The sequence below is a fragment of the Parapedobacter soli genome, from assembly GCF_025460835.1.
GTDB classification, from domain to species: domain Bacteria; phylum Bacteroidota; class Bacteroidia; order Sphingobacteriales; family Sphingobacteriaceae; genus Parapedobacter; species Parapedobacter soli.
The window spans coordinates 108,775-134,568 of the sequence record NZ_JAMXAY010000004.1 but is presented as its reverse complement, the minus strand read 5'-3'; the positions used below and the strand labels follow the sequence as shown (position 1 = coordinate 134,568).

Annotated in this window: 25 protein-coding genes; 17 read left to right on the top strand and 8 right to left on the bottom strand. The window is 46.7% G+C overall.

Translation table 11 applies throughout. From position 1 onward, the window contains the following. Positions 1-3: 3 nt before the first annotated feature. Together NGM62_RS03575 and NGM62_RS03570 are read right to left on the bottom strand one after the other, a co-directional pair. Complete coding sequence (locus NGM62_RS03575) at positions 4-351, bottom strand: hypothetical protein (RefSeq protein ID WP_245153192.1); 348 nt, start codon at positions 349-351, stop codon at positions 4-6. An 87-nt stretch (positions 352-438) separates the two neighbouring features. Further along, a complete protein-coding gene (locus tag NGM62_RS03570; RefSeq protein WP_232046363.1) occupies positions 439-1,005 on the bottom strand; it encodes a DUF3347 domain-containing protein in 567 nt (188 codons plus the stop codon). An 850-nt stretch (positions 1,006-1,855) separates the two neighbouring features. Here NGM62_RS03570 and NGM62_RS03565 point away from each other — a divergent pair. The 3 genes from NGM62_RS03565 to NGM62_RS03555 all read left to right on the top strand — a co-directional run bounded on the left by NGM62_RS03565 (position 1,856) and on the right by NGM62_RS03555 (position 3,855). Then, positions 1,856-2,959 (top strand): IS4 family transposase, encoded by a 1,104-nt coding sequence (locus tag NGM62_RS03565; RefSeq protein WP_262245844.1) that lies wholly within the window; start codon positions 1,856-1,858, stop codon positions 2,957-2,959. Between the two features lie 108 nt (positions 2,960-3,067). Further along, positions 3,068-3,526 carry a transposase gene (locus NGM62_RS03560; protein ID WP_262245843.1) on the top strand — a complete coding sequence of 153 codons (459 nt, stop codon included), beginning with the start codon at positions 3,068-3,070 and terminating at the stop codon, positions 3,524-3,526. Next, positions 3,523-3,855, top strand: coding sequence for a transposase (locus tag NGM62_RS03555; RefSeq protein ID WP_262245842.1), 333 nt, complete (start codon positions 3,523-3,525; stop codon positions 3,853-3,855). Before NGM62_RS03560 ends, NGM62_RS03555 begins: the two co-directional genes overlap by 4 nt. 128 nt (positions 3,856-3,983) lie before the next feature. Here the strand turns inward: NGM62_RS03555 and NGM62_RS03550 are convergent, their stop codons facing one another. The 6 genes from NGM62_RS03550 to NGM62_RS03525 form a co-directional block, all read right to left on the bottom strand. Continuing rightward, positions 3,984-6,017 carry a heavy metal translocating P-type ATPase gene (locus NGM62_RS03550; RefSeq protein ID WP_262245841.1) on the bottom strand — a complete coding sequence of 678 codons (2,034 nt, stop codon included), beginning with the start codon at positions 6,015-6,017 and terminating at the stop codon, positions 3,984-3,986. A 5-nt stretch (positions 6,018-6,022) separates the two neighbouring features. Beyond that, positions 6,023-6,742: a transglutaminase-like domain-containing protein gene (locus NGM62_RS03545; RefSeq protein WP_262245840.1), complete on the bottom strand. Its 720-nt coding sequence runs from the start codon at positions 6,740-6,742 to the stop codon at positions 6,023-6,025. 47 nt (positions 6,743-6,789) lie between these two features. Continuing rightward, positions 6,790-7,212 carry a Fur family transcriptional regulator gene (locus NGM62_RS03540; RefSeq protein ID WP_094258248.1) on the bottom strand — a complete coding sequence of 141 codons (423 nt, stop codon included), beginning with the start codon at positions 7,210-7,212 and terminating at the stop codon, positions 6,790-6,792. Between the two features lie 11 nt (positions 7,213-7,223). Beyond that, entirely contained in the window at positions 7,224-8,507 is a 1,284-nt protein-coding gene (locus NGM62_RS03535) for an efflux RND transporter periplasmic adaptor subunit (RefSeq protein ID WP_262245839.1), read from the bottom strand. An 8-nt stretch (positions 8,508-8,515) separates the two neighbouring features. Continuing rightward, positions 8,516-12,820, bottom strand: coding sequence for a CusA/CzcA family heavy metal efflux RND transporter (locus NGM62_RS03530; protein ID WP_390936340.1), 4,305 nt, complete (start codon positions 12,818-12,820; stop codon positions 8,516-8,518). 179 nt (positions 12,821-12,999) lie between these two features. Further along, entirely contained in the window at positions 13,000-13,335 is a 336-nt protein-coding gene (locus NGM62_RS03525; RefSeq protein WP_262245836.1) for a DUF6660 family protein, read from the bottom strand. Between the two features lie 331 nt (positions 13,336-13,666). On the opposite strand from NGM62_RS03525, the gene NGM62_RS03520 reads away from it, so the two are divergent. From NGM62_RS03520 to NGM62_RS03455, 14 genes are all read left to right on the top strand, one after another. After that, positions 13,667-14,260: a GNAT family N-acetyltransferase gene (locus NGM62_RS03520; RefSeq protein ID WP_262245835.1), complete on the top strand. Its 594-nt coding sequence runs from the start codon at positions 13,667-13,669 to the stop codon at positions 14,258-14,260. 21 nt (positions 14,261-14,281) lie between these two features. Continuing rightward, complete coding sequence (locus tag NGM62_RS03515) at positions 14,282-15,184, top strand: helix-turn-helix transcriptional regulator (RefSeq protein ID WP_262245833.1); 903 nt, start codon at positions 14,282-14,284, stop codon at positions 15,182-15,184. Between the two features lie 129 nt (positions 15,185-15,313). Then, positions 15,314-16,192: an RteC domain-containing protein gene (locus NGM62_RS03510; protein ID WP_262245831.1), complete on the top strand. Its 879-nt coding sequence runs from the start codon at positions 15,314-15,316 to the stop codon at positions 16,190-16,192. A gap of 615 nt (positions 16,193-16,807) precedes the next feature. Beyond that, positions 16,808-17,788, top strand: a complete 981-nt coding sequence (locus NGM62_RS03505) for a toprim domain-containing protein (protein WP_262245830.1) — start codon at positions 16,808-16,810, stop codon at positions 17,786-17,788. A gap of 554 nt (positions 17,789-18,342) precedes the next feature. Beyond that, on the top strand, positions 18,343-18,753 hold the full coding sequence (locus tag NGM62_RS03500) for a MobC family plasmid mobilization relaxosome protein (RefSeq protein ID WP_262245829.1): 411 nt from the start codon (positions 18,343-18,345) through the stop codon (positions 18,751-18,753). 125 nt (positions 18,754-18,878) lie between these two features. Continuing rightward, positions 18,879-19,751: a DNA cytosine methyltransferase gene (locus NGM62_RS03495; protein ID WP_262245828.1), complete on the top strand. Its 873-nt coding sequence runs from the start codon at positions 18,879-18,881 to the stop codon at positions 19,749-19,751. Positions 19,752-19,771: 20 nt separating this feature from the next. Next, a complete protein-coding gene (locus NGM62_RS03490) occupies positions 19,772-20,941 on the top strand; it encodes a relaxase/mobilization nuclease domain-containing protein (protein WP_262245827.1) in 1,170 nt (389 codons plus the stop codon). Between the two features lie 25 nt (positions 20,942-20,966). After that, positions 20,967-21,602 (top strand): ParA family protein, encoded by a 636-nt coding sequence (locus NGM62_RS03485; RefSeq protein ID WP_262245826.1) that lies wholly within the window; start codon positions 20,967-20,969, stop codon positions 21,600-21,602. Then, the gene (locus tag NGM62_RS03480; RefSeq protein WP_262245825.1) at positions 21,599-21,979 is read left to right on the top strand and encodes a hypothetical protein; all 381 of its coding nucleotides are present in this window, start codon (positions 21,599-21,601) and stop codon (positions 21,977-21,979) included. The genes NGM62_RS03485 and NGM62_RS03480 overlap by 4 nt, the downstream gene beginning before the upstream one ends. After that, positions 21,976-22,344 carry a hypothetical protein gene (locus NGM62_RS03475; protein WP_262245824.1) on the top strand — a complete coding sequence of 123 codons (369 nt, stop codon included), beginning with the start codon at positions 21,976-21,978 and terminating at the stop codon, positions 22,342-22,344. The genes NGM62_RS03480 and NGM62_RS03475 overlap by 4 nt, the downstream gene beginning before the upstream one ends. Further along, positions 22,337-22,660, top strand: a complete 324-nt coding sequence (locus NGM62_RS03470) for a DUF4134 domain-containing protein (RefSeq protein ID WP_262245823.1) — start codon at positions 22,337-22,339, stop codon at positions 22,658-22,660. Before NGM62_RS03475 ends, NGM62_RS03470 begins: the two co-directional genes overlap by 8 nt. Positions 22,661-22,693: 33 nt before the next feature. Next, positions 22,694-23,008, top strand: a complete 315-nt coding sequence (locus NGM62_RS03465; protein ID WP_262245822.1) for a DUF4134 domain-containing protein — start codon at positions 22,694-22,696, stop codon at positions 23,006-23,008. Further along, positions 23,008-23,307: a DUF4133 domain-containing protein gene (locus NGM62_RS03460; RefSeq protein WP_262245821.1), complete on the top strand. Its 300-nt coding sequence runs from the start codon at positions 23,008-23,010 to the stop codon at positions 23,305-23,307. The genes NGM62_RS03465 and NGM62_RS03460 overlap by 1 nt, the downstream gene beginning before the upstream one ends. Then, on the top strand, positions 23,288-25,792 hold the full coding sequence (locus NGM62_RS03455; RefSeq protein WP_262245820.1) for a TraG family conjugative transposon ATPase: 2,505 nt from the start codon (positions 23,288-23,290) through the stop codon (positions 25,790-25,792). Before NGM62_RS03460 ends, NGM62_RS03455 begins: the two co-directional genes overlap by 20 nt. Positions 25,793-25,794 lie beyond the last annotated feature (2 nt).

Sequence of the window (25,794 nt, the reverse complement as noted above, 5' to 3'; positions counted from 1 at the left end):
TAATTAAAATTGATTTATGTAATTTGTATATGTAGTATTATTTTCAAAATATGATACTTCCCCGTTGTTGCCCGTAATTGCTATTATAGCAGTCGCTTTATCTATCTGCTTTTTGGAAAATGGATCTATGGCAACGCGTGTAGAAGGATCTTTTGGAATACGTTCTTTACACATCTGGCAACATCCGTAATATATTTTTCCTTCAAAATTTACCTCAAATTGTTTTTTGCCCATGTATTCATTGTTGACCATGCATACCTCTTCCGACGGAACTACATCGCCCATTTCAAAGGCATTGTGGTCACGGGTATTTGTATTTGAGCTTTTTGAAGTATATGTATTGTCTTGCACCTTTAGTGTAGGGTTATTGTTGCATGAACTAAATATGACTACAATAGAAGTAACGATCCCAATCAATAGACATCTCATAATGGCTGACTAATTTAATTTTTCAATAGTACTACCGCAGGTCAGCATTTTTGAACCGTAATACGGGTTTTTGATATCCGTACTTTTACTTAACCAAGTTGCACCTTTGCCATCGTTGTACATCGGGCAGTTTTGGTAGTACATAGTTGTTTTTTGCTTTGATGCGTTTGCCAATTCATAGACATTCTTAGAAAGTAGGGCAAATGCCCTCCGTTGCTTTACGACGTCTTTCGATTTCGAGATGTTTTCTGTGTTTAAAGACAGTTCCTTCATGACCTTCATCCATACGGTATGCTCTTTGGGAGAAAGTTCACCCATATCCACTGTTTTAATAACTGTGGCTAATTCAGTAGCATTTGAAGATGCTATATTTACATCTGCGTTTACCAAAGCATCTTTTATGGAAAAATACTTGTCAAATACGGCATGTAATTGTGATAAATTTTGTGATGGAATATTCTTTGCTTGAGCTGTTCCACCATGGTTGTGATGTTGCTCGTTCTGGTTTTGCGCAAAGCTGTTTGCTGCGGATAGTAATACGGTGATTACCATCAATATTTTTGATATTGATTTCATTTGGAACCTTATTAAGTATTAAAAATGGTAAATAATCAAAAGCCAGATCTGGCTTTTAATAAAACATGTATTGCGGATAGGTGCAAAATCAACCGATTTCGCACACCTATGGCTATACAGTACTAATTTAACTTATTTTAGGCGGTTGCCAAATGGAAGATTCCCCTGAAGAATAAAAGGGTTCTTTGTATAAAGGGTATGATTTTTTACTTTTAGAAAAAACAGGATTTTGAACGTTCCTAAAAAATGGAGGTGTTGCAGAAAAACTATTAGAAGAGCTGTGGCAGGACGTAGGTCCACAATTTCCAGAGCATTCATTGCTCGTGTCATCCTTAGACTTACAGCAGTCTTTCTCACATTGATCTTCCGAATGATGCTGCTTGTTGGCACTGCAACATGACTTCTCCTTGATAACAATTTCTTTGGAATGCGATTTACACGCATAGGATTGCATTGGGATTATAAAAAAGCCCAATAAGCATATAATCATTAATATGTTTATCCTTTTTAACATGTAAAAAACAAAAAAACTATTGCAAAGATAATGGTATTTTTCAAACCCGTTCGTTTTTTTTGAAATAAATGGCAGATAAGTTTCTCTTATCCGCCATTTATTTTTATTCCATGAGCATTATAGTGTCAGTTACATTTCCTGCTAGTGTTCTTTTAAATCTTTCACTCAATAATATCGAATCAGAAATTCATTATTAATTTAACACTGAAGTGATTTAAACTTTTTGATTTCAGTACATGACAAAAATCACAACATCCTAAAAAACAGTAAATTAACTCAGAATATATTTTAATAAAAGACTGATATTCAGTATATTAAAGGATTATTTCTCACATAATGCCTTTAAAAACGAATACCAGTCCCGAGGATAAAGATACGCAACTGCTGGCAGTATTTAAAGCCCACTTGGCGGGCGATCTCAACCTGGCCAGGATCCGCCTCATCTGCCTGTTCATAACGGCGCTGTGCAAGGTAAAGTCCGTCAATTACTCCAAGCTGTCCGCTGGATTTGATTCCATGGCATCCGCTTCGAGTTGTTTTAGGCGTATCCAGCGTTTCATGGCTACTGCGGAACTACCCATGAAGCTGATCAGTAAACTGATATTCAGCTTATTGCCAAATGAGGATCCACTGACGCTGGTGATGGACAGGACGAACTGGAAATTCGGGAATAGTGACATCAATATCCTGATGCTGGGGGTAAGCTACAGGAACGTGGCCATCCCGCTGATGTTCAGGATGCTCGACAAGCGGGGGAATTCCAGTACGGAGGAACGGATCGGCCTGGTACGGGACTTCATGGACTGGTTCGGCGCGGTGCGCATCGATTGCCTGCTGGCCGACCGGGAGTTCATCGGGGAGAAATGGCTGGGCTTCCTCAATGCCAACCATATCCGCTACCATATCAGGATACGCAACAACTTCAGGGTGTTCCTGCCACGCAAGCAAAAGGAGGTGGCCGCATGGCACCTGTTCGGCGATGTCGGGATAGGCCGCGCCAGGCATTATGAACACATCCTCAGGATGCACGGGGAGCTCTGCTATCTGTCGGCAACAAAGACGGTGGTGGACGGGAAAGTGGAATTCCTCATACTGGTCTCATTCAACAGGCCCGCGGAGGCATTGGCGTATTACAGGCAGCGATGGCAGGTCGAAACGCTATTCAGGGCGCTGAAATCAAGCGGGTTCAACATCGAGGATACACATGTCACCGCTTTGGACAGGCTGGAAAAGTTAATCATGCTTACCATGGTCGCATTCATATGGTGTTACCGGATCGGCGACTACATAGACGAACACATTAAACCGATAAAGGTGAAAAAGCACGGAAGAAGAGCCGTATCGGTATTCAAATATGGACTCGATTATCTCTCTGAATGTCTACTCTCGGGTTACAATAAATTGGCCGTCAATATCTTTCGGTTTTTGTCATGTACTTAACTTTTTGATTTAAAAAGGCAAGCAGTTCAAAAAGCTGTAATTTAGAGTTACCACACTACAAATTACAGACAGATGAACTGCAAGTACACAAAGCTACAAAAAGAGGAAATGGAAAATTGCATCAAGCCCTTTATTCCGGTCAACCGAAGAGGATTCCTCAGCCGATTCAATATGGGGGATATTTTCAGGTGCATCGTCCATAAATTGAAAACAGGCTGTCAGTGGGAATTTTTGTTTGTTGATATAGGGGGTTTTAAGCCGCCGTTCAGTTGGCAGACGGTTTATTACTATTGCCGGAAATGGTGCAGGATGGATGTTTTCCGGGAAATGTTCACCGCCTACCTCTGGATACAGAGAGACCGGCTGGACACCGAACGATTGAACCTAGACGGCACGCACAGTTTAGTGGAGCGGCCAGCCGAAAGCAGCGCTTACCAGCATCGCAAAAGGGGGAAGACTTCCAATCTGCTGGTGATGACCGACGGGCGCGAAATCCTGGTTGCCTGTGGCGGTATCCTGAGCGGGAACCATAACGACCCTACCAGGTGGTTCCCCAGTACGGGATGATGATAAACCATCTCAGGGAATGCGGTATCTGTTTGGACAACAGTATACAGAATGCTGACAAAGGGTTTGATAGCAAGTCGCTTAGGCGTGCCATCCAGCGCAGGAAAATGATACTAAATATCAAGGAAAATAGCAGGAATAGGAAGATGCCCAAAGCTGGCAGGAAACGGGACTTCAATCTGCAGGTCTATAAGGAGCGGTTTGTCAACGAGCGGTGTTTCGCTTGGATGGACAGCTTCAGAACGTTGCTGGTCAGATTTGACAAATTGGATAATTCATGGCTGAATTGGCATTATCTAGCCTTTGCACTTATCCTATTAAAAGTTTAAATAAGTTCACTGATATTTCGTCCCATATTGAATACACCCATACGCCCGGTTACGGGTTTTCAGAAGCAGGGATATATTTCTTTTTGCGTATTTTCTGTTTTCTCTTCAAGGCTTATAAATGACGTCCTTTAAAATTTCATCCGCTGTATTCGTACCGCATTAAGAATAGCCAATAACGCCACGCCCACATCAGCAAAAACGGCTTCCCACATTGTAGCCAATCCACCTGCACCAAGCACCAATACAATTCCTTTTACCACAAATGCCAATGTGATATTTTGCCAAACGATTTTCTTTGTCTTTTTTCCAATATTGATTGCCATTGGGATTTTGCTCGGCTTATCGTCTTGTATGACCACATCTGCCGTTTCAATAGTGGCATCGCTTCCCAAACCGCCCATTGCGATACCTACGTCGCTCAACGCCACAACGGGAGCATCGTTCACGCCGTCGCCGACGAAAGCAACGCTTTCGCCTTTGGCTTTAATTTCTTTAACCCTGTTTACTTTATCTTCGGGCAATAAATCCCCAAAAGCATTATCTATGCTCAACTGTTCTGCTACATACTTTACAACTGTACTTTTATCACCGCTAAGCATAGTTGCTTTCACATTGAGTTTATGCAATAAACGGATGGTTTTCTCTGCATCTTCTTTGATACTGTCGGCAATCGTAATGTAACCGACAAATTTGTTATCGTAAGCAACGGCAATGGTCGTATAAACGATGCTGTTCGGATCTAAGTCGTATTGTATTCCAAACTTGTTCATCAGCTTGAAATTTCCGACCAACAAGTCTTTACCATTTACGGTTGATTTCAACCCGTGTCCTGCGATTTCCTCTGTATTTTCTAAGTGGATCGTACTATCCAGTTCCCCCACGTATTCGTGAATAGCTGTCGCTACGGGGTGCGTACTGTGGCTTTCCAATACATTGACCAATTGCAGGATTTCGTCTTGATTGAACGCTTTGTCAAATACCACTTCCTGAACCTTGAAAACGCCCTCTGTCATTGTACCCGTTTTATCCATTACCACATTTTGGATATTGGAAAGGCTATCTAAAAAGTTACTTCCTTTGAACAGTATTCCGTTTTTGCTCGCTGCTCCAATGCCACCGAAATAACCCAATGGAATACTGATTACTAAGGCACAAGGACAAGAAATAACTAAGAATACCAAAGCCCTGTACAACCAATCCCTAAACTCATAATCAGCTACGAAAAAGTAAGGCAGCACACAGATAGCGACCGCTAACAGTACCACTATAGGGGTATATATTTTCGCAAACTTGCGGATAAATAATTCCGTTGGTGCTTTTTGTGAAGTGGCATTTTGTACCAATTCCAAAATTTTACTCAACTTACTATCCATATATGCGGTTGTGACCTGCACTTGTGCAACGGTATTAAGGTTTATCATACCTGCCAAAACCGTTTCGCCTTTGGCTTTGGTGTCGGGTTTGCTTTCGCCTGTGAGTGCTGAGGTGTTGAACGATGCCGTTTCAGACAATAATTCTCCGTCCAAACCTAATTTTTCTCCCGGTTTCAATTGTATTATTTCGCCGATATTAACGGTTTCCGCCTTTACAGTTAGGGGTTGGTCGTTTCTTAAAACCGTTACCTCATCAGGTCTTTGGTCGAGCAATGATTTGATATTTGCTTTGGCTCTGGAAACCGCCATTGTCTGAAAAACTTCTCCAACAGCATAAAATAACATCACGGCAACACCCTCTGGGTATTCGCCAATGGTAAATGCCCCGATGGTGGCAATGCCCATTAAAAAGAACTCTGAAAAGATTTCTCCTTTTCTAATACTTTTCACCGCATCTGTCAATACAGGAAACCCGACGGGAGCATACGCAACCACATACCAAATAATCCTTACCCAACCTGTAAACCATTGTTGTGGCAACCAATTATCAAATGTAATGGCAACAAGCAACAATACCAATGATATGATACACGGCAAAAACATTCTCATTGGACTGCTCTCGCTATGGCTGTGGTCGCGTCCGTCATCATCGCTGTGTTCGTGTTGATGCTTTTCTTTTACTAATTCTTTTGCACTTGCTTGGGTGTAAATTTTTTCTTCCTGTGTGCAACAGGTCATTCTGCCCTGTGCATCGTATGTATGTTTATGATTTTTATCTGTATTTATCATAGCCTTTATTTTTTAGGTTCGTTACACTTTGTATTTCTTATTCTTTCCACGTTATTATTCATTATATGCCTCACGATGTTGCGAAAAATAAACAGCTTAAAATCATTTAGCTTTTGCTGGTGCTTTGAATAAAAATCATCGGGCGTGACAAATACACCAAAATCCTGATTGATACCCTTGTCTTGAATAAATGTATTGTTGAGGTCCCATTCAATCGGTGGGTTTTCAAAATTGTCGGTATAAACCCCGAAACCGCAAAACGTGGTTTTGCAATCGCTGTTCTGCTTTTGCAGTTTCGTGAGGTAAGGTTTGTCCAAAATCACGCCCTCTAAAAAATACCACTGCTCATTTACCCAAACTTCTACCCAGCTATGTAAGATGTTTTGAGGCGAAAGTTTGTACCAAATACCCGTAATAGCTCCTTTTTGCAAGGCTTTGTCAATGGTAAAACCGTGAATGCGGTTAGGTATTCCCGTGGCTCTTAATAACGCCATTAGCAAAGTTGCCTTTGTATTACATTGTCCGTAACCGTCTTTCAAAACTTCTGATGCTGGTATTTCGTCCGAAACATTATAGCCAAATTTTATTTCATCTCTTACAAAATTATAAATGGCTTTAATTCTTGAAACAGTGTCCAAATCTTTCCACCCTTTTTGTTCCAATAGCTCTTGTATAGAAACGTTTGAGTAGTCAAGGATTTTCGTTTCTTTAAAATAGCTGTCCATAACACGTTGATATTTATCGCAAAGTTACGCAGGGAGAGCCTGCAATGCTATTGCAAACTCTCCTTTAAACAATTCTCACAAATACCTTTACCAAATAGTTTTATTTCGTCAATACGGTAATTTTGGTTTCCATTCTGCGGTATTATAAAATCCTCCTTACAGGTTGTCTGTTTACAAATCTTACAATAGAAATGTAAGTGCCAATCCTTGTGCGTTTCTTCATCGCACCCATCGTGGCACAAAATATACTTAACCGTAGTGTTCTCCTGAATACTGTGTACAATGCCTTTTTCCTCAAAAGTTTTCAAAGTCCTGTAAATCGTAACCCTGTCTGCTTTATAAAAATGGCTTTCGATTTCAGATAAGGACATCGCTGTCTGCTGTTGCTCCAAGAAATCATACACCAATATCCGCATACTGGTCGGATTGGTGTTCTTTGACAACAGCTTTTGTTCAATGCTCTTTTTCATAATATACTATTTTAGTGCGCGTGACCGTGTTCTCCGGTATCATTCATTTTTGCATTCACAAAAAACGCACCTTTTATCACGATATGTGTACCGTGTGGAATTTCATCTACAGGCGTTATCGCCGTGTAACCCAATTGAGAAGCACCTTTAACGACCTCCATTCTTGTAAATTGAGTTCCATTTTCCGAACCGTGGTCCTGAGCCTCATCTTCTTTATGGTCGTGTGGCTCTCCCTCTTTATGGTCGTGCGGTTCTTCTTCCTGCTCCTTGACCAAAAAGATGTAATATTTCCCGTCTGCATTGACAACCGCTTCGTTGGGTACAGCTGTACTTAATACATCATCTAAACTTACATTTCCGGTTATGCTCATTCCGTCAATCAATCCTGTTTTATCTCCGGTAATTTTGCTGTGAACGGCAATGGTTTTGCTCTCTCCGCTAAAAGATGAACCTATACTATAAACTTCGGCAGAATGGGTCTTATTGGGATTGTTGGTTACGACAAAATCTATTTTCTGACCTATTTTGATTAGGGGAATATCTTTTTCATAAACCTGTAAGTCCAAGTGCAATGCTGTGTTCTCTATTATTTCGGCAATAGGCGAAGACACATCTACATAGCTTCCGATTTTGGCAAAAACGTTACTTACCGTACCGCCTATCGGACTTGTAACGACCAACGAGGATTTAAGGCTGGAATTTGACAGGGAAGCCGGATTAATGCCCATCATTTGGATTTGTTGTTGTAACGATGCTTTTCGTGTTCTCAACGTGTTCAATTCAGATGTGGCACTTTGCAGGTTTTTCTTTGCACCTGCATTTCCCTTGTTCAGCTCTCTTTGTCTTGCGACTTCCTGCTCTGCAAATTCTATCCTGCTATTGATGCTTAGGTATTCTTCCTGTAATTGTATGAATTCCGGATTGGAAATAGTGGCGATGACCTGACCTTTCTTCACGAAATCGCCTATCTCCACGTTGAGGGATTTGATAACGCCGCCAAACATTGAAGTTGCATTTGCCTTGTTGCTGTTGGGTACTCTCAATCCACCGTTGGCTTTCAATGTTGCGGATAATTGTTTCTGTTCAATCATCCCGATTTCGATACCTACAGCTTTTATCTGTTCATCGGTCAGTACCGCAACGTTTTCTTCTTCGTGTTCGTCCGTTGTCGTTACTGCTTCGCTACCGTGATTATGTCCGTCGTCCTCTGTATGTTTATTTGTACAAGCGTTCAAAGCAAAGATTGCTGCGAGGACAAAAACGCTGAAAACTATATTATTTATGATACGTTTCATATATTGTATTATTTGCTGATTAATGAATGGATAAGCGTTACAGTCTCATTGATTTGCTGTATGCTCTTTAAATAATTAAGCTGAATATCGGTTGTTGTCTGCAATGCAAAGAGGTACTCCACATAAGAAATATCTCCGGTACTGTACCCTAACTTTGCCGCATTGATGATTTCATCAGCATTCGGAAGTGCCTGCTCCTTGAAATAGGTAAACTGTGAAACATTCTGTTCATATTGTTTCAGGGCATTTGCCAACTCCGTTTTTAGCTGCTGTTGTTGCCATTGGGCATTCAGTTCCAATGATTGTTTTTGATAATCAAGGGAACGGATTTTCGCTCTGGTCGTAGTAAAGAGTGGAATGGTTATGCCTACATCAACAAAACTGAACCGCTGTCCTCTGCCGTAAAATTGTTCCACGCCGTTTCTATTGTGCATTCCTATCAGCGATATATTATTATAACCGAACGTAAAATCAGGCAGGCTGTTTGCCCGTTCCAACTTCTTGTTCTGTTCAGCGATTTTAGCCTCCTGATACAATAGCTGGATGCTTGGGTGGTTTTCAATAGCTGAACTGTCTATGAAAGAAGTCAAAAGTAATGGTTCATAGTCTGATTTGGGTTCAATGGCAAAATCTTCCTTTGTCTGCATCAGGTTTTTAAGATTCTGATAGGCATTTTGCCTGAAGACCTCATTTTGCTGGAGCAATATATTGATTTCCCCCTTTTTGGTAACAGCCGTACTGACTTCTATCCGCCCTATATCTCCTGTTTTATAACGCAGCTCCGCCACACGGATAAAGTCTGCATAAATACTATCCAAATACTTCAATACCGAAGCATTATGTTCCAGATACGCTAACTGATAATAATATGTTCTTACCTGCTTTCTCAGCTCATTTTCTGTCAGAGCCTTTGACCATTCCTGCCCTTTGACTTGCTCTTTGACAAGGTTTTTCTTTACCCCAAAAAGTGTTGGAAAGGGTATAGTCTGCGAAATTTGGAAACCGTCATTGTACTCAAATCCATCTGTATTCCCATATTGGAAATTTAAATCGGTTTTCGGTAGCTCATATGCTGTCTTACTCAAACTTTGGGTAGATTGAATCTCCAATTTTTTGGAACGGAGCTGAGGGTTATTTTCCATAGCTATTTCGATAGCTCTATCTACGTTTACAGGATTTTGTGCATTACTGGTTTGAGAAAAGCCTAAGAACGTAAACAGTAACAATATAGGTGTTATGGCTTTCATTTTATTATTTTTTGTAGGCTTATGATTTCTCATAAATACGAGGTATAGTAAAGGCAGTACGAATAACGTCAATGCCGTTGCTGACATCAATCCGCCGATAACGACCGTTGCCAACGGTTTTTGTACTTCTGCACCCGCACTTGTACTCAATGCCATCGGTAAGAAACCTAAACTTGCTACCGACGCTGTCATTAATACGGGTCTTAGTCTTGTTTTAGCCCCCTCGATAATTCTCGGGATAATCTCGTTCCAACCCTCTTTTTCCAATCTGTTGAATGTGGAAATCAGTACAATCCCGTTCAGAACAGCAACACCAAACAAAGCGATAAACCCTACACCTGCTGATATGCTGAATGGCATATCCCTCAACAATAGGGCAAACACACCTCCAATGGCACTCATCGGGATAGCTGTATAGACCAAAACGGCTTCCTTGAACGAATGAAACGTGAAGTACAATAAGATAAAAATCAAAAGCAGGGCGATAGGTACTGCAATCAGTAATCTGTCAGTAGCTTTTTGGAGGTTCTCAAACTGACCGCCATAGGTAAAATAATATCCTGTCGGTAGCTTAACCTGTTCAGCCAACTTATCCTGAATTTCTTCTACAACACTTGCTACATCCCGCCCTTGTACATTAAATCCGATATATATCCTTCGTTTTCCTCCTTCACGACTGATTTGTGCAGGACCTAATTTATAGTCAATGTTGGCAACCTGCGAAAGTGGAACCTGCTCTCCGTTTGGAAGTGGAATAAACAGATTGCTCACATCCTCAATAGAACTGCGGTGTTCTTCATCAAGCCGTACCACCAAATCAAATCTACGCTCGTTTTCATAAACCACGCCTGCTGATTTACCTGCAAACGCAGTACTGACAATATCGTTTATCTCCTGTACATTCAAGCCATAGTTGGCTATTCGGGTACGGTCGTATTCAATATTAATCTGTGGAAGACCTGCTATCCGTTCTACCTGCGGAGCGGTCGCACCCTCTACCGTTTGGATAATGGCATTAGCTTTATTGGCATAAATCAACAAACTGTCGAGGTTCTCTCCGAATATTTTCACGGCTACATCTTGCCTGATACCTGTCATCAGTTCATTAAACCGCATCTGTATCGGTTGGTTGGCTTCAAAGAATACACCCGGAATAACTTCGAGTTTCTCCATCATTTCATTGGAAAGTTCATCATACGATTTCTTTGTTTTCCATTCGTCTTTTGGTTTAAGAATAATCATCAGGTCGGTCGCTTCGGGCGGCATCGGGTCGGTCGGTACTTCGGCAGCCCCCGTTTTTCCTACAACCATTTTTACTTCGTCAAACTCCTTGATTATTTTAGATGCCTGCATAGAGGTTTCCACGCTTTGGCTTAAGGATGTTCCTTGTGGGAGGATACAATGAAAAGCAAAATCGCCCTCGCCCAATGTTGGCAGGAACTCTCCGCCCATCCGTGAAAATAGAAATATACTTATGGTAAAAAGTCCGACGGCAACCGCAATAATCACATATTTTATCCGAATGGCTTTTTCTAACAAAGGCTTATAAACCCCTTGAAGATAGTCCATCATTTTGTCTGAAAAATTCCTTTTGGTAATCGGTTTTTTAGACAGACACAAGGCACTCATCATCGGGATATAGGTAAAGGACAAAATCAAAGCTCCCAAAATGGCGAAACTTACGGTCTGCGCCATTGGCGTAAACATTTTCCCTTCTATACCGACCAAAGTAAGGATAGGAATATAAACAATGAGGATAATGATTTCTCCAAATGCGGCACTCGTACGGATTTTTCTTGCAGATTCATACACCTCCTCGTCCATTTCTGCCTGCGTAAGTTTTTGAGTGGATTTCCGTAAGCCCAAATGATGCATTGTGGCTTCAACAACAATCAGCGAACCGTCCACTATCAATCCGAAATCAATAGCTCCCAAACTCATCAGGTTGGCACTTACGCCAAATAACCTCATCATTCCCAATGCAAAAAGCATTGATAACGGTATAGCTGATGCGACGATTAAACCTGCCCTGAAATTCCCTAAGAAAATAATCAATACAAATATTACGATTAATGCACCTTCAATTAGGTTTTTTTCGACAGTACTTATCGCTCTATCTATCAGGTTCATTCTATCCAAATAGGGTTCTATGACCACATCATCAGGTAGAGATTGTTGGATAACCGGTATTTTTTCTTTGATGTTTTTTACGACCGTGGCGGTGTTTTCTCCCTTGAGCATCATTACAATACCTCCCACAGCATCTACTTCGCCGTTATAGGTCATTGCTCCGTATCGGGTAGCGTGACCAAACTGTACTTTTGCTACATCTTTGATGAATACCGGAACACTTTCCGTATTTTTAACAACAATATTACCTACATCTTCCAGTGAAGTGACTAAACCAATTCCCCGAATGAAGTATGCATTGGGTTTCTTATCAATATAAGCGCCCCCCGTATTTTGGTTGTTGTTTTCGAGTGCAGTAAAAATATCGGAGATACTGACGTCCATCGCTTTGATGCGGTTAGGGTCAACGGATACCTCGTATTGTTTGAGCAGACCGCCGAAACTATTAACTTCTGCAATTCCCGGAGTACCGTAAAGTTGTCTGGCGACAATCCAATCCTGCATTGTCCGTAAATCCATTGCAGAATATTTATCTTCGCTTCCTTGTTTGGGATGGAGAATGTATTGGTACACTTCGCCAAGACCTGTACTGACAGGAGCAAGTTCAGGCGTTCCAACTCCGTCAGGTATCTGGTCTTGTGCTTCTTTCAGCTGTTGGCTTACCAACTGTCTTGCAAAATAAATATCGACATTGTCTTGAAATACGACGGTTACAACAGATAGTCCAAACCTCGAAACACTTCTTATTTCTTCTACTTTGGGAAGATTGACGATACTTTGCTCTACAGGAAATGTAACCAGTTGCTCCACCTCCTGTCCTGCTAATGTTGGTGACAGGGTAATAATCTGAACCTGATTGTTTGTAATGTCAGGTTGGGCATCAATGGGGATTTTCGTGGCACTCCATACCCCCCAAATGATGAGTAATAAGGTCATTAATCCTATAATGAACTTATTCTTTATAGAGAATTTTATAATGTTATTTAACACCTTTTGTGATGATTAATGATGAATAATTAATGATAAATTGCAATGATTATAAATTCGGGAAATACGAGGTATGACCCAAAACATTTAGCTTAATGCTGTACGCAAAAAACTATAATCATTAAAAATTATGCATTAATCTTCGGCGGTTGCCAAATTTCTCCCAGATAGCGGGATATAAAGATAGATTTATAATAAACTTTTGGCTTAGATAAATCAAAGGACTTTATCTTGCCTATATTAAAAATGTTCCATTGAAGAACTACTCCGGAAACTATTCCACAACAACCGCATAAACAAAAAGGTGTACATAAATCGCTCTCTGTATGGTCGTGAGTATCTTGATGTGTTATTTCTGTAGAATGTTCCTGGTTATTAAATACATTTTTTTCGTATATATCAGCACAAGGCATTAGAAATAACGCCATCATAAAAAGTGCCAGTATGGAAGAAAAAACTTTCATATTCTTTTGCAAAGTTAGTGAAAAAGTAATGCAATGGCATTGCATTGTTTTGACTGGACTTACCCCGAAATTTAGAGTGCTAGTTCATCTTTTCGGGAGGCCTCTCTCGCTCATACACAAGCCTTTTTTTCCTAATGTCTTTCTGATTTAGATGGGTAACCATTGGTCATTTAGAATGGATGCCTAGTATCACTAGTTTGGTAAACTTATAAATAATCACGATTTTGTGGCATTTTTAGTTGTAATATCGTCGTCTTATATGAAAGCCAATGTGCATATAAACTACGATAGTCTATGAAAATGCCGAAACTCGGCAACTCTATGAAAAGACATGATGATGCTTGCAACATACCAAGACAAACCCTTGTTGGTACACTTGTTATCTCAAGCCTTCGTGGCCAATGGCAGTGTCAACTATGTCGTAGGTAGCGGCGAAGGGCAATTGAAGCGCATTCGCGCGTTAATGGAATATTCTGTCGAGGTCTGCTTCCGTTTCGGCAATGTATACCTTGACGAGGATCGTGCAGCCTGTGCATTGGTATTATACCCGCATCGCAAGCGGACAACATTGCAATCGGTAGCGTTGGATGCACAGTTAGCCTTTCGTGCTATTGGGTTGCACAGAATCCGCCGTGTATTACGGCGAGAGGAGCAAATCAAAAAGATACAGCCGAAAAAAGATATGGCTTACCTCTGGTTTATCGGCGTGGATCCCGCCCGGCAACACGCAGGCATTGGCAGTGCCCTTCTACATAGTGTGATTGGCGTGGCGTCACGAGACGGACTGCCGGTTTATCTGGAGACTTCCGTCACAGAGAACCTGCCGTGGTACCAACGGTTCGGGTTCACAATCTATAGTTCGCTCGATATGGGTAGTCATACGTTGTATTTCATGCGACGGATGCCAGCAAAGATGGGAGGATAGATGCTGCTACCGGGTACAGAGATGCATATAGTCACCTTTGTATTCACCTTGCTGGAATGCGCGATGTTCTGTGTGCAATTGGCCCTTTACCTGATACGTCCGGCTGATCGCCACCGTAGGTATTTTCTGGTGTTAATTGGTCTACTCATCGTCTATAACATCACCGGCGGCCTGTTCCCCGATCTGGCCATTCCTATACCGGTACATATCCAAAACATCATTGCCTATGGTACAGGTTTCCTGACGGCAGCATATTTTCCCTACTATTTCTACCGTGTATTCAATTTACGGTTATTGCGTTTCCATGCGCTGTATGGAGTACCGCTGTTCCTGCTGCTGCCGTTCCTCCTGTTCTTTGTGATCAGCTATGCTTGGCATAAAGATCTCTGGTTGGCCATCCGGTATGGCGTAGTAGTGCCTTTTTATTACTCCCTGGTGTTACTCTGGGCCATCCTGCGGGCCATCCGCGTTGCCTATAGGGAGAACCGGAATAAAAAGCGGTATATGGAAGAAATACTGATGTACCTGGCGGTGGCACCCTGGTCGGCCATGACGCTTATCGCATATTTTGATTTAGGGCAGCTGACCGAGGCGCTGTTTACCAATTTGGGCTTTTTGGTCATCACGGCGCTGTTCATCTCTCGATCGGTCACCCTGAGCCGCGCCGAGCAGCGGCAACTGGACAACCTTCGCCAACTAACCATGGACACGGAGGTCATCCGCATGAACTGCGCCCGCGAAATGCTTACCCCCCGGGAGACGGAAATAGCTGTTCTACTTTGCCACCGTCTCAAGCGCCGTGAGATTGCGGATAAACTGTTTATATCCGGTCGCACCGTGGACAAACATAGCGAGAATATTTTCGTCAAGGTCGGAGTCACCTCTCGCGAGGAGTTGCTCGCAAAACTTAATACGCCGTCCTGACCAGACACATAATAGGTAAAACATACCTACCCAAGTACGCTAAACTAGCGAAAGGTTCTTGTTTGCGGCACGGTAATTTTGGAGTTCCTTTTCCCTATTGTTGGGTGGGATTTACTAAAACATCGTGCCATGATAACCGAGGACATCGAAATCCTTTATTCCGGTATGACGGAACAGTTGGAATCCATCAACGGAACATTAAAAGACTCTCTTGCTAATTTGACCGATTCCCTTTCGTGCATCGCTGCAACGATACAGCATCTGCGACAATACCTTCGCGCACATCCTTTTACGGATGATGGCGACGAAATCTATTTTTTCAAGTACACCAAACCACGGTTTTATTGCTGGCATATCTATGTGGTGGAACTGCACCACATCCTCGGCGCCTTGCCTGTCGGTACGGATCAAATGGTCCGGGACTATTACATGAGCGAATTGGGTGTCATCAACCGCTTTATCCGCCAACATGCTTTCGCCCATGAGTATTACCTTGCGGACGAAACGGCAAAAGATGAAGAGTTTTTTCTTTGCCGGAATAAAACCGCTTTCCCTCCGGGACAGGGGTACCAGTCGGAGGATCATGGGTTTTCCACCGAAATGGATTATATGTTCTCGACGTTCCGGGCCTACGATATGCTGCGTGATTTCATCATACGCAGGCTCCGGCTACTTTACAAAAACCCGGAGAGTTCCATCATGGCCGAGTTCCTCGCAGGAAGCAAACGCCGATGGTCAGGAGATAAGGTTGAGCTAATCGAAATTGCCTATGGCATCTATTACACCCAACGCATCAATGAAGGCAAAGCGGAGATTTCCGATATTGTCGGTTGGCTGGAGGACAGCCTCGACGTCGATCTTGCCCAGGCTTACCGTATGTTCGTTGATATCACCCGCCGCAAAACTGTTAGCTATACGAAGTACCTAGATGAGATGCGGGGGGCAATCCACGGCCAGATCAGGGAATCCCTGAAGTACAAGCCCAGAAAAAAGGTGTACAAAAATTAGTTATCACTTGAAAACCCCCAATAATTTTCTAAAAAAAGATTTCCCAATATTTCAACCTTGGTAAAAAAAACCATTTACACGTTACCCAAAACCGTTAAATCCGGTGTGTTTGGAAGTTCCACCTGCCTTTCTTCTCAGCTTTTCCTGCCATCCACACATTTTTACCTTTCATACAGCCCGTAAACCATCCCCGCCATACCAGAACCGACCCAAAAATCCATCAAAAAAATCGATACCAACATTTCCATATTGGGAAAGCCCCGTCTCCGACCTTTTCAACTTTGACCCCATTAAAGGACTCGTTCTTTGACATTGGGGGAAGAAGCATTTCCGGCGACGAGCCGGGAATTACTGTGCAGTCGGCCGGTTCCCCGCCGCATACGTGTATGCAGCGGTACCCGTACCGATGAACCATAGGCAGCCGGTTTCGGCGGGTATGTAGTTACCCACGTGAGTATTCCCGTACAGTTCTATTTAGAGTGTCCACTCGCGTAGCGATACGTCAATGAGATTAATAAATAACCGATTGATAGAATCACAGTACAACGATATAACTAATGAATGGGGGCTACAGCCCCCATTTTATTCCAACATACACCAGAAAAAGAAATCATTATGGCTAAATGGATAAACGCAGAACAAATCAAGGATCAGGTATCACTGGTCGATTTGCTCGCCCGTCTCGGCCACATTCCGGCCTACCATTCGGGTGGGGAACTGTTTTACAAGAGTATGCTCCGCGAGGAACGTAGCCCTTCGTTTTGTGTCAACGACTCCATGGATGTATGGTTCGACCATGGTGGTCCCGGCCGATCGGGCATCAAGGGCGGCAACATCATCGATTTCGGGATGGCTTACTGGCATCCGGCAACCTTTCCCGAGGTTATCGAACGCATCAGCGACGTCATGGCCATCCCCGAGCCAAGGAAATCACTGGACTACCCACAGCAGAAACGGCCCCGCCAACAGGCCAAACGTGTGGCCAACTACCGCATCGAGACAATAAAGGAGCTGGGCAGCCATCCCGCTATCACCCGGTACCTGAAATCCCGTGGTATTTGGAATGCCGCCCAAGGCAGGGTCAAAGAAGTATATTATGCCATCGATAGCGGCCCCAAGCAGGGCAGGCAGTTTTTCTCAGCGGGCTGGCAGAATGAAGCCGGTGCGTGGGAACTACGCAACCGAATCGGCAACCGGGATTTCAAGGCTTGCCTCGGCCGCAAGGCCATCACTTTCATACCAGCCGATCCATCGCGTCTTTCCATATTCGAAGGCTTCATGGACTACCTGAGCTGGATCGCTGATAACCCCGGCGCCGCCGATACGGTCATCGTCCTCAATTCGGTCAACCTAATCAATGCCGCCGTGGACCGGGCACGTACCTATAAGCGGATCGACCTCTATTTTGACCGCGATGGGGCGGGCGAAGTGGCACTGCGGACTGCGCAAGAAGCCCTGCCACATGCCATTGACCGTTCCGATACCTACAGGGGGTACAACGATTATAACGAGATGCTCATGGCACGACGGGAACGCAATCTTCCGTGGGAGGAAGACCACATCTTCGAGAAGATGATGGCAACCTACCGGCGCTGATGCGACAACTTTTTTTATCAATAAGTACATCGCCAATGGGCTGGGTAAGCAACTAAGCGATTGGCTGGGTAACTCCTTTGCCAATTGGCTTTATGGATAGCTAAGCAGCCAACCAGTCCATTAATTGGCAACATGGCCATTGGGCCAGCTTAACAATAGGCCGTTTGGCCGATAACCTGCCTAAGCGATTGGCAGATAGGCTAAACAAACAGTAGGCTGGTTTGCTGATAGGCCATTCAGCTTGCAAAGCAGCTAAATGATATCGTAACATGCCGAAGGGAAGTATAGCGCTAATAAAATCCCATCACAAACCCTCCGGTATTTTAGTACGCAGCCGCTAGCGCATCAGCAAGCTAAACTACCGGTCGGCAGCCAAAACGCATGGACTAGCACCCCGTTGTTTTGTCAGCTGCAAGTTGTGTTTTCGGGTCCCCCGAAAACCACCTTGCCTTTGCCCAATGGCACCCCTACCGGGGAGCCTCGGACAAAGGGCGAAAAACCTGCGCAACTTGGTTTTTCTTTCAAAACGAAGGCTAAAGATAATATTCAAACCTATGGACAAGCCTAAAAGAAAGCCCGGAAGGCCCCCTATGCTGACCGGAAAGCGAACCCGCCTGATAAAAGCCAAACTCACGGAAGAAGAATATAACAGGCTGTTGGAAATCCAGAAAGCCTCCGGCTTGAACCGGATGGAACTCATCCGCAGGCAGGTACTCGGGAACCGTGTGGCCATGGCCGTCAACGCCAATGAACTGCTGACCGCACTTGACGCTATCGGTGCCGAGCTGGGACGGGCAGGCAATAACATCAACCAGCTGGCAAGGCATGCCAACCTGCTTAACAGGCAGGGCAGACTTAGACCGGAAGTCGTGGCTGAATTCAACCGCCTGTTCAATGGCTATATCCATACCCAACGGGAACTGGAAAAACAAATCCGCCAGTTGCTCAGGCATCTCAAGAGGTGACACCTCCACGATGCTATTTATAATCCATAAACCCTTTAAATCAAAAGCCATGAATACTGCTTATAAACCCCATCGGAAAGATACCGGCCTCATTAATATTTTACCGACACTAACCGGCTCCACAGATGTTTAAGCATGGGAGTCTGTTCAGCGGAATAGGGGGATTTGATGTCGCCGCAGAATGGGTGGGATGGAAAAATGTTTTTTCATGTGAGAAAGACCCTTTCTGCCGGGCCATACTCAAACATTATTGGCCAAACACCAAACATTATGAAGATGTTCACAGATTCAATGCAACTCAGTATCGGGGACGGATTGACATCATCAGCGGAGGATTTCCCTGCCAGCCCTTCAGTCAGGTCGGGCAAAGAAAGGGTAAGGATGATGACCGTTACCTCTGGCCTCAGGCATATAGAATTATTACGGAAGCAAGACCGAAGTGGATTGTTCTTGAAAACGTTACTGGTCTGTTCACCATTCTGGAGCCGGAAAGTTTATCTGAAATGGAAATCAAAGAGGTTGAGCTTTTTTGTTCGGACAATGAACAGAAAACAAATTCCACCATTATCCGCATCCAGCAGCGAGTCATTGGAAGCATTATTTCAGAAATTGTCTCAGCAGGATATATACTACCGAAACTCCAAGATGGCACCCCAGTCATTCTGTGTATTCCAGCTTGCGCCGTCGATGCCCCGCACCGGCGGGACAGGGTCTGGTTTGTTGCCCACTCCCGTAGCGAGGGACTGGAAAGGGCCTACGCCGGGGAGGGAGCCAGACAATCTTCCCGGAGCAGTGAAATACCTGATTGGAGTAAATGGCCAACTCAGTCCCCGGTTTGTGGGCGAAATGATGGGATTTCCGGAACGCTGGACGGAATTACCTTTCCTAAGTGGAGAAAAGAAAGCATAAAGGCCTACGGCAATGCCATCGTTCCTCAGATAGCACTTGAAATATTCCGTGCAATCGAAATGGCAGAAAACGGATATGGGACAGTTTAGATTCATCCAAACCCCGGAACATGATTGTAAAGATTCTCAAGAAGTCCGCCACTTTCAAGTCCGTCCGTTACAACACGGGCAAAGTCGGGAAGGACCGCGGGGAGTTGCTGCTCGTCCGGAATTTCGGTGCGCTGGAGGGGATGGAAAACCTCCGCCCCCAGGATTACATCAACTATCTGGAAGCGGTATCGGCACGCAGCACCCGTACCAAATACCCCCAGTTCCATGTAGCGATTTCCACAAAGGGAAGGCAGCACAGTAAAGGGGAACTGGCCGATATCGCGCAGCAGTGGATGCAGGGCATGGGCTACGGCCAGCAGCCCTACCTGCTCATCTTCCACAAGGACACGGCCAACAACCATGTCCACTTGGTATCCACTCGTGTCGGACGCGACGGCAAAAAGATATCTGACAGCTACGAGAAGCTCCGGGCGTACCGCGTACTGAACCGGATCATGGGCAAGGACGAAAAGAGGGCCGTTGCCAACGACCTGCATAAGGCACTGTCCTACAGTTTTTCCACCCGCGCCCAATTCATGATGGTCCTGGAAGCCCAAGGGTACGCACTTGCACTGAAGGATGCCCGGTATGCCGTCTCCAAATACGGCAGGGAACTCGCCAGACTCGACGTAGCGAAAGTGGACAACCGGATTTCGGCACGGGAACAGGACAAAGGGAGGGTTGCCCAGATACGGGCCATTATCGAGCGGTACCGCCACGAATACGACCCGGCCCCTAATCCCGACGATGGCGGATACTCATCGGCACTGGCTGAATTCCTCCGTGAAAAATTCGGGTTGCAGGCCGTTTTCCACGGCAAGGGTGGAAAGCCTCCTTATGGATATACCCTTATCGATCATGCTGGCAAAGCCATCTACAAAGGGGGAGAGATTATGCCGCTGGCCGAATTTACAGGCCATGCCCCCGCACACGTACCCCCCGCACGTACCAAAGCACACAGCGAAACCCCCATGTACCGGCCGTGGGATACAGACGGGCGATACGATACCGTTGGCCGGAATCCTTCCGACGACGGACCCGATGAAACAAGGCAGGCCGGGCAACCGTACGCCGACCTCGGTGTAGCCGCTCCCGAACTGGACATCAGCATCTCGGACGATATCGACGATGAGGCCGTCCTCGGGCGTAACCGCCGCCGAAAGCGTAAGGCACGCACTAACACCAGATAGATTTTTAACCCAAAACACCCGCACCATGGTCATATTGATAGGAAACCAAAAGGGCGGCGCAGGCAAGAGTACGCTCACCCTGCTGCTGGCCAATTACCTCACCGAATCCCACAAACGCAAGGTCACCGTGCTCGACATGGACTACCAGCAGTCCGTCTCCGCAAAATACGAAAAGGCAAAAGTGCTGGATAACGACCCTCCCTATGAGGTTATGGCGGCCGACCTGACCCACTTCCCGATGATGCTCGAAGTACTCACGGTAAACCCCGATGAAACGGTATTGATCGACCTGCCCGGCAAGATGGATGACGATGGGCTGATACCCGTTATCCTTTCGGGTGACCTCATCCTATGCCCGTTCAATTACGACGAATTTTCCGTCGACTCGACCCTGCTCTTTGCCATGGTCGCAGGCAGGATCAACAACCGCGCACCCACGGTCTTCATCCCCAACCGCATCAAGGCCAACGTCCGCTACGACACCCGCCAGCAGGTGGACAGGGTGCTGGCCGGGTTCGGTACGGTGAGTCCGGCAATAGCCGAACGCATTGACTTCCAGCGCGTGGATACCCTCCACACGCCGGCAATCGTCCTACCGGCCGTGCTGCCGGTGCTTGACCTGCTCTACAGCAACTATATCGATAAAGGAGGGGCAGTATGAATGAAATAAAATCCCTCGCGGACCAACTCCGGGAACGGATGAGAACCGGGGAAGCGGAAAAAAAGGCATCACCGTATTCAAAAGAAAAGAGTATCGGCCCCGCTTCGGATGCCCGGCCTAAAAAACCTCCGAAAACACCTGCCACCGGGCAAAAGGCCGAGGCATTCTTCCGTGACATTGAAGCCTTCAAGATCGAGGTCACCGAAAAGAGCATGATCCGTGTCGACGCCCGCACCGTGAACCTGCTCAAGCGCATCAAACTTGTCAAAGGCATAGATATGAACCGCTTTATCGTCTATGCCCTGCACCAGTACCTCAGCCAGCATCCCTGGCTTCCCGGACACATCCAAGAAACCCTTAAAAAATCAGAACCATGAACTGGACAACTTTCCTCATTACACTCACCCTCGCTTATCTGGCCTACTATGGCCTCAACCTCCTATACGACCTGCTGGTCGCCCGGAAACTACCGAAGGCGGACAGTGCCGACGAAGTGCTCTATTTCGATGAGGACGCCACACCACAGATCATCGAGCCTTCCGATACACCTGCCCCGGACATCGGTCCCGCCACAGCACCGCAATCCGAATCCCCGGAACCGGAACCGTCAGCTGCACCACCCGCACCGCCACAGGGTCTGTCGGGCAAGTTATGGTCCACAGGTGCCGTCGGGATCAAGGAACTCTTCGGACTGGCAAAGGACAACCTGGTCGAGTATACAGGAGACATATCCTATGGATAACATGCCGGGACACGCCGCGCCACGGGTGGCCGCGGCCGTCCTCCTTTCCTGCCTGCCGGTTTTCACCGGTGCCCAGCCGGGCATCAACGAATTCTACAGTGCATCGGGTGAGATGCACCGCTGGTATTTCTCCCTGTCCGATCTGGTACTGGTCATCGGCGCCATTTCAGGGATACTCGGCGGCCTGCGCATCTACGCGAACTGGCAGTCGGGCAAACACCACCACATCGACGCGCAGGTCATGGGCTGGTTTCTATCCTGCCTTTTCCTCATCCTCGCCGGCACTTTCCTCAAAGCCCTCTACGGGGTCAACTGAACTGAATTTTTACAACCATCTAATTTTCATCCAATGACATCACGAATCCAGAAAATGTCCGTGTCCGCGGTACTTATCCTTGCCGCGGTCCAATCCGCCCTCGCACAGGCCGGTGGCGGTACCACAGGTATCAACGCCGCGACATCCTCGCTCACCAGCTACGTCGACCCCGTCTCGACACTGACACTGGCCATCGGTGCCGTTGTCGGCATCATCGGCGGCGTCCGGGTCTACATCAAGTGGAACTCGGGCGATAACGATATCAATAAAGAGCTGATGGGGTGGGGCGGCTCCTGCCTCTTCCTTGTCCTTGTATCGGTGGTCATCAAGGCTTTCTTCGGCGTCTGATGATACGCAGGTTCTCCATATACAAGGGGCTTCAGAAGCCCCTCGTATATCGGGGGTTCAAGGGTAAGTTCATCGGCTGGGGTATCGGATCGCTGGCAATGGGCCTGGTCGGCGGCGGGCTGACCGGCGCACTCACCAACATGTACCTCGGCGGGCTGGTGACCATCCTGGCCATCGCCGGTGGGCTCACTTTCACCTTCCATCGCCAGAAGGACGGCCTCCACGACAAAACCCGCAGTAAAGGCACGATCATCCATCCCGTACACCTCAAAAAGAATTATGCAGACACATCACCCTAAGACGGCATTCCGCATGCCCTACGCAGGCATAGACCACTATCGGGGGGAAGCCCTGCTCTATGGCGAACGGGGCGACTTCTCCGCTGTATTCCACATCCGCAACCCCGTCATGCAGTACGGGGCCGACCCGGAACCCTACACCGCCTACCACGGCGTACTGCTCAACCTGATCAAGATACTCGGGGAAGGATACATCATCCAGAAACAGGATATCTTCTCCCGGAAAACCTATCAGGCGGCTGCGGCAACCGAATTCCTCGGGCAGAAGTACAACGAGCACTTCCACGGCAGGGAGTATACAGCCATCACCACCTACCTCACCATCACCCGGCAGGTCAAACGCGGGGCCTTCTACGTCCACGACCCCCGGGCATTGGCCGATTTCGGCCAACACATGGAGAAACTGGCCGACCTGCTCCACGGGGCGGGACTGCAGCCGTACCGACTCAGCGAACGGGAGATCCAAACCTACGCATCCCGCGTGCTGTCCATGGACTTCGCATCGGAAAACATCGTGCTGGACAACCTGCTCACAGGCGACGGCCAGCTCGGCATGGGCGACCGTGCCGTGCGGAGCATCAGCCTGATCGATACCGACACCATCGACCTGCCCGGCGAAGTGGGTACTTATTCGCAGCGGCAGGATGGCCGCACCCTCCGGGATTTCCCGGTGGACAACCTCTTCTTCCTGCACGGTGTCCCCGATTACCGCTGCATCATCTACAACCAGCTGATCGAAATACCCGGGCAGCAGGTAACGCTCAATAAACTCGAACTCAAGCGCAAGCGGCACTCGGGCGTGCCCGATCCGGCAAACCTGATGTGCGTGGAAGACATCGACCAGCTGCTCGTGGATGTGGCACGTGAGAACCAGCTGCTCGTGAACGCCCACTACAACATCGTCCTCTGTGCCGATGAAGGGAAGATCGGCAAAGCGGCCAACTACATCGAAGCTGCCCTCTTCCAGCAAGGGATCATCCCCTCGCGCAACGCCTATAATCAGTTGGAACTGTTCAGGACAGCGTTGCCGGGTGGGGGCGTGGAACTCAAAAAGTACGACTGGTTCCTCACCACCTCCGATGCCGCTGTCTGCCTCCTCTTCAAGGAATCCCTACAGACCGACGAGGACTCGGACTTCCTGATACGCTTCACGGACAGGCAGGGCCTGCCGGTTGCAATCGACCCATCGGATCTACCCATGCGGACCGGACGTGTCAACAACCGGTCAAGGTTCACTTTAGGGCCGTCGGGGTCGGGGAAATCCTTTTTCATGAATGCGCTGGTTGAACAGTACTGCCGCTATAACATGGACGTGGTCATCGTTGACACCGGGGACTCCTACTCCGGGCTTTGCAGTTACTATGGCGGCAAATACATCACCTACACCGAGGAAAAGCCCATTTCGATGAATCCCTTTGCCATTTCGCAGAAGGAGTTCAACCTTGAAAAGAAGGATTTCCTAAAGACCCTGATTGCCTTGCTTTGGAAAGGTGCGGAGGGGCAGCTTTCCCAGATCGAGGATACCGTGCTGTCCAATGTCCTCTCGTCCTACTATTACGAGTACTTCTGGCTCGATTCCGGCCCGCAGAACCCGCGCAGGCCCGATAGGCTTGATTTCGACTCCTTCTACACCTATTCGGTGGAACGGATACAGGAGATTACCGAACAGGAGGCCATCACCTTCGACCTTGACGAATACCGCTACGTGCTACGCAAATTCCACACCGGTGAGGAATTCGGTACCGTGCTTAACGAGGACGCTGACTCCTCGTTGTTTTCCGAACGCTTCATCGTGTTCGAGATCGACAACCTCAAGGAGAACAAAACCCTGTTCCCCATCGTGACCCTGATCATCATGGACGTCTTCCTACAGAAGATGCGCCACCGCACCTCGCAACGTAAGGCACTCATCATAGAAGAGGCATGGAAGGCAATTGCCAGCCCCCTGATGGCCGGATACATCCTTTACCTTTACAAGACCGTCAGGAAGTTCTGGGGCGAGGTCATCGTGGTCACCCAGGAGCTGGGCGACATCCTGGGCAACCCGATCGTCAAGGACAGTATCATCGCCAACTCGGACACGATATGCCTGCTCGACCAGAACAAGTTCCGCGAGAACTACGACGCCATCGCCAAGCTGCTCTCCATCACCGAGACCGAGCGGCGCAAGATTTTCACCATCAACCAACTTGAAAACAAGGACGGGCGCGGCAGGTTCAAGGAGGTCTACATCCGCCGGGGATCGACCGGGGAAGTCTACGGCGTGGAAGTCTCGCTTTACCAGTATCTATGCTACACCACCGAGAAGCCCGAGAAAAATGCGGTACTGGCCTACGTCAGGGCACATGGTGATTACCAGACGGCTCTCGAAGCTTTCGTCAGCGATATGCAGGCCAGCGGCCTCAAACTAAGTGCATTCGTCGCGGCGGTCAACAGATCCGGCCAACCGCTGGTGTCCGAAAATAATCCATCCATTAACACATAACA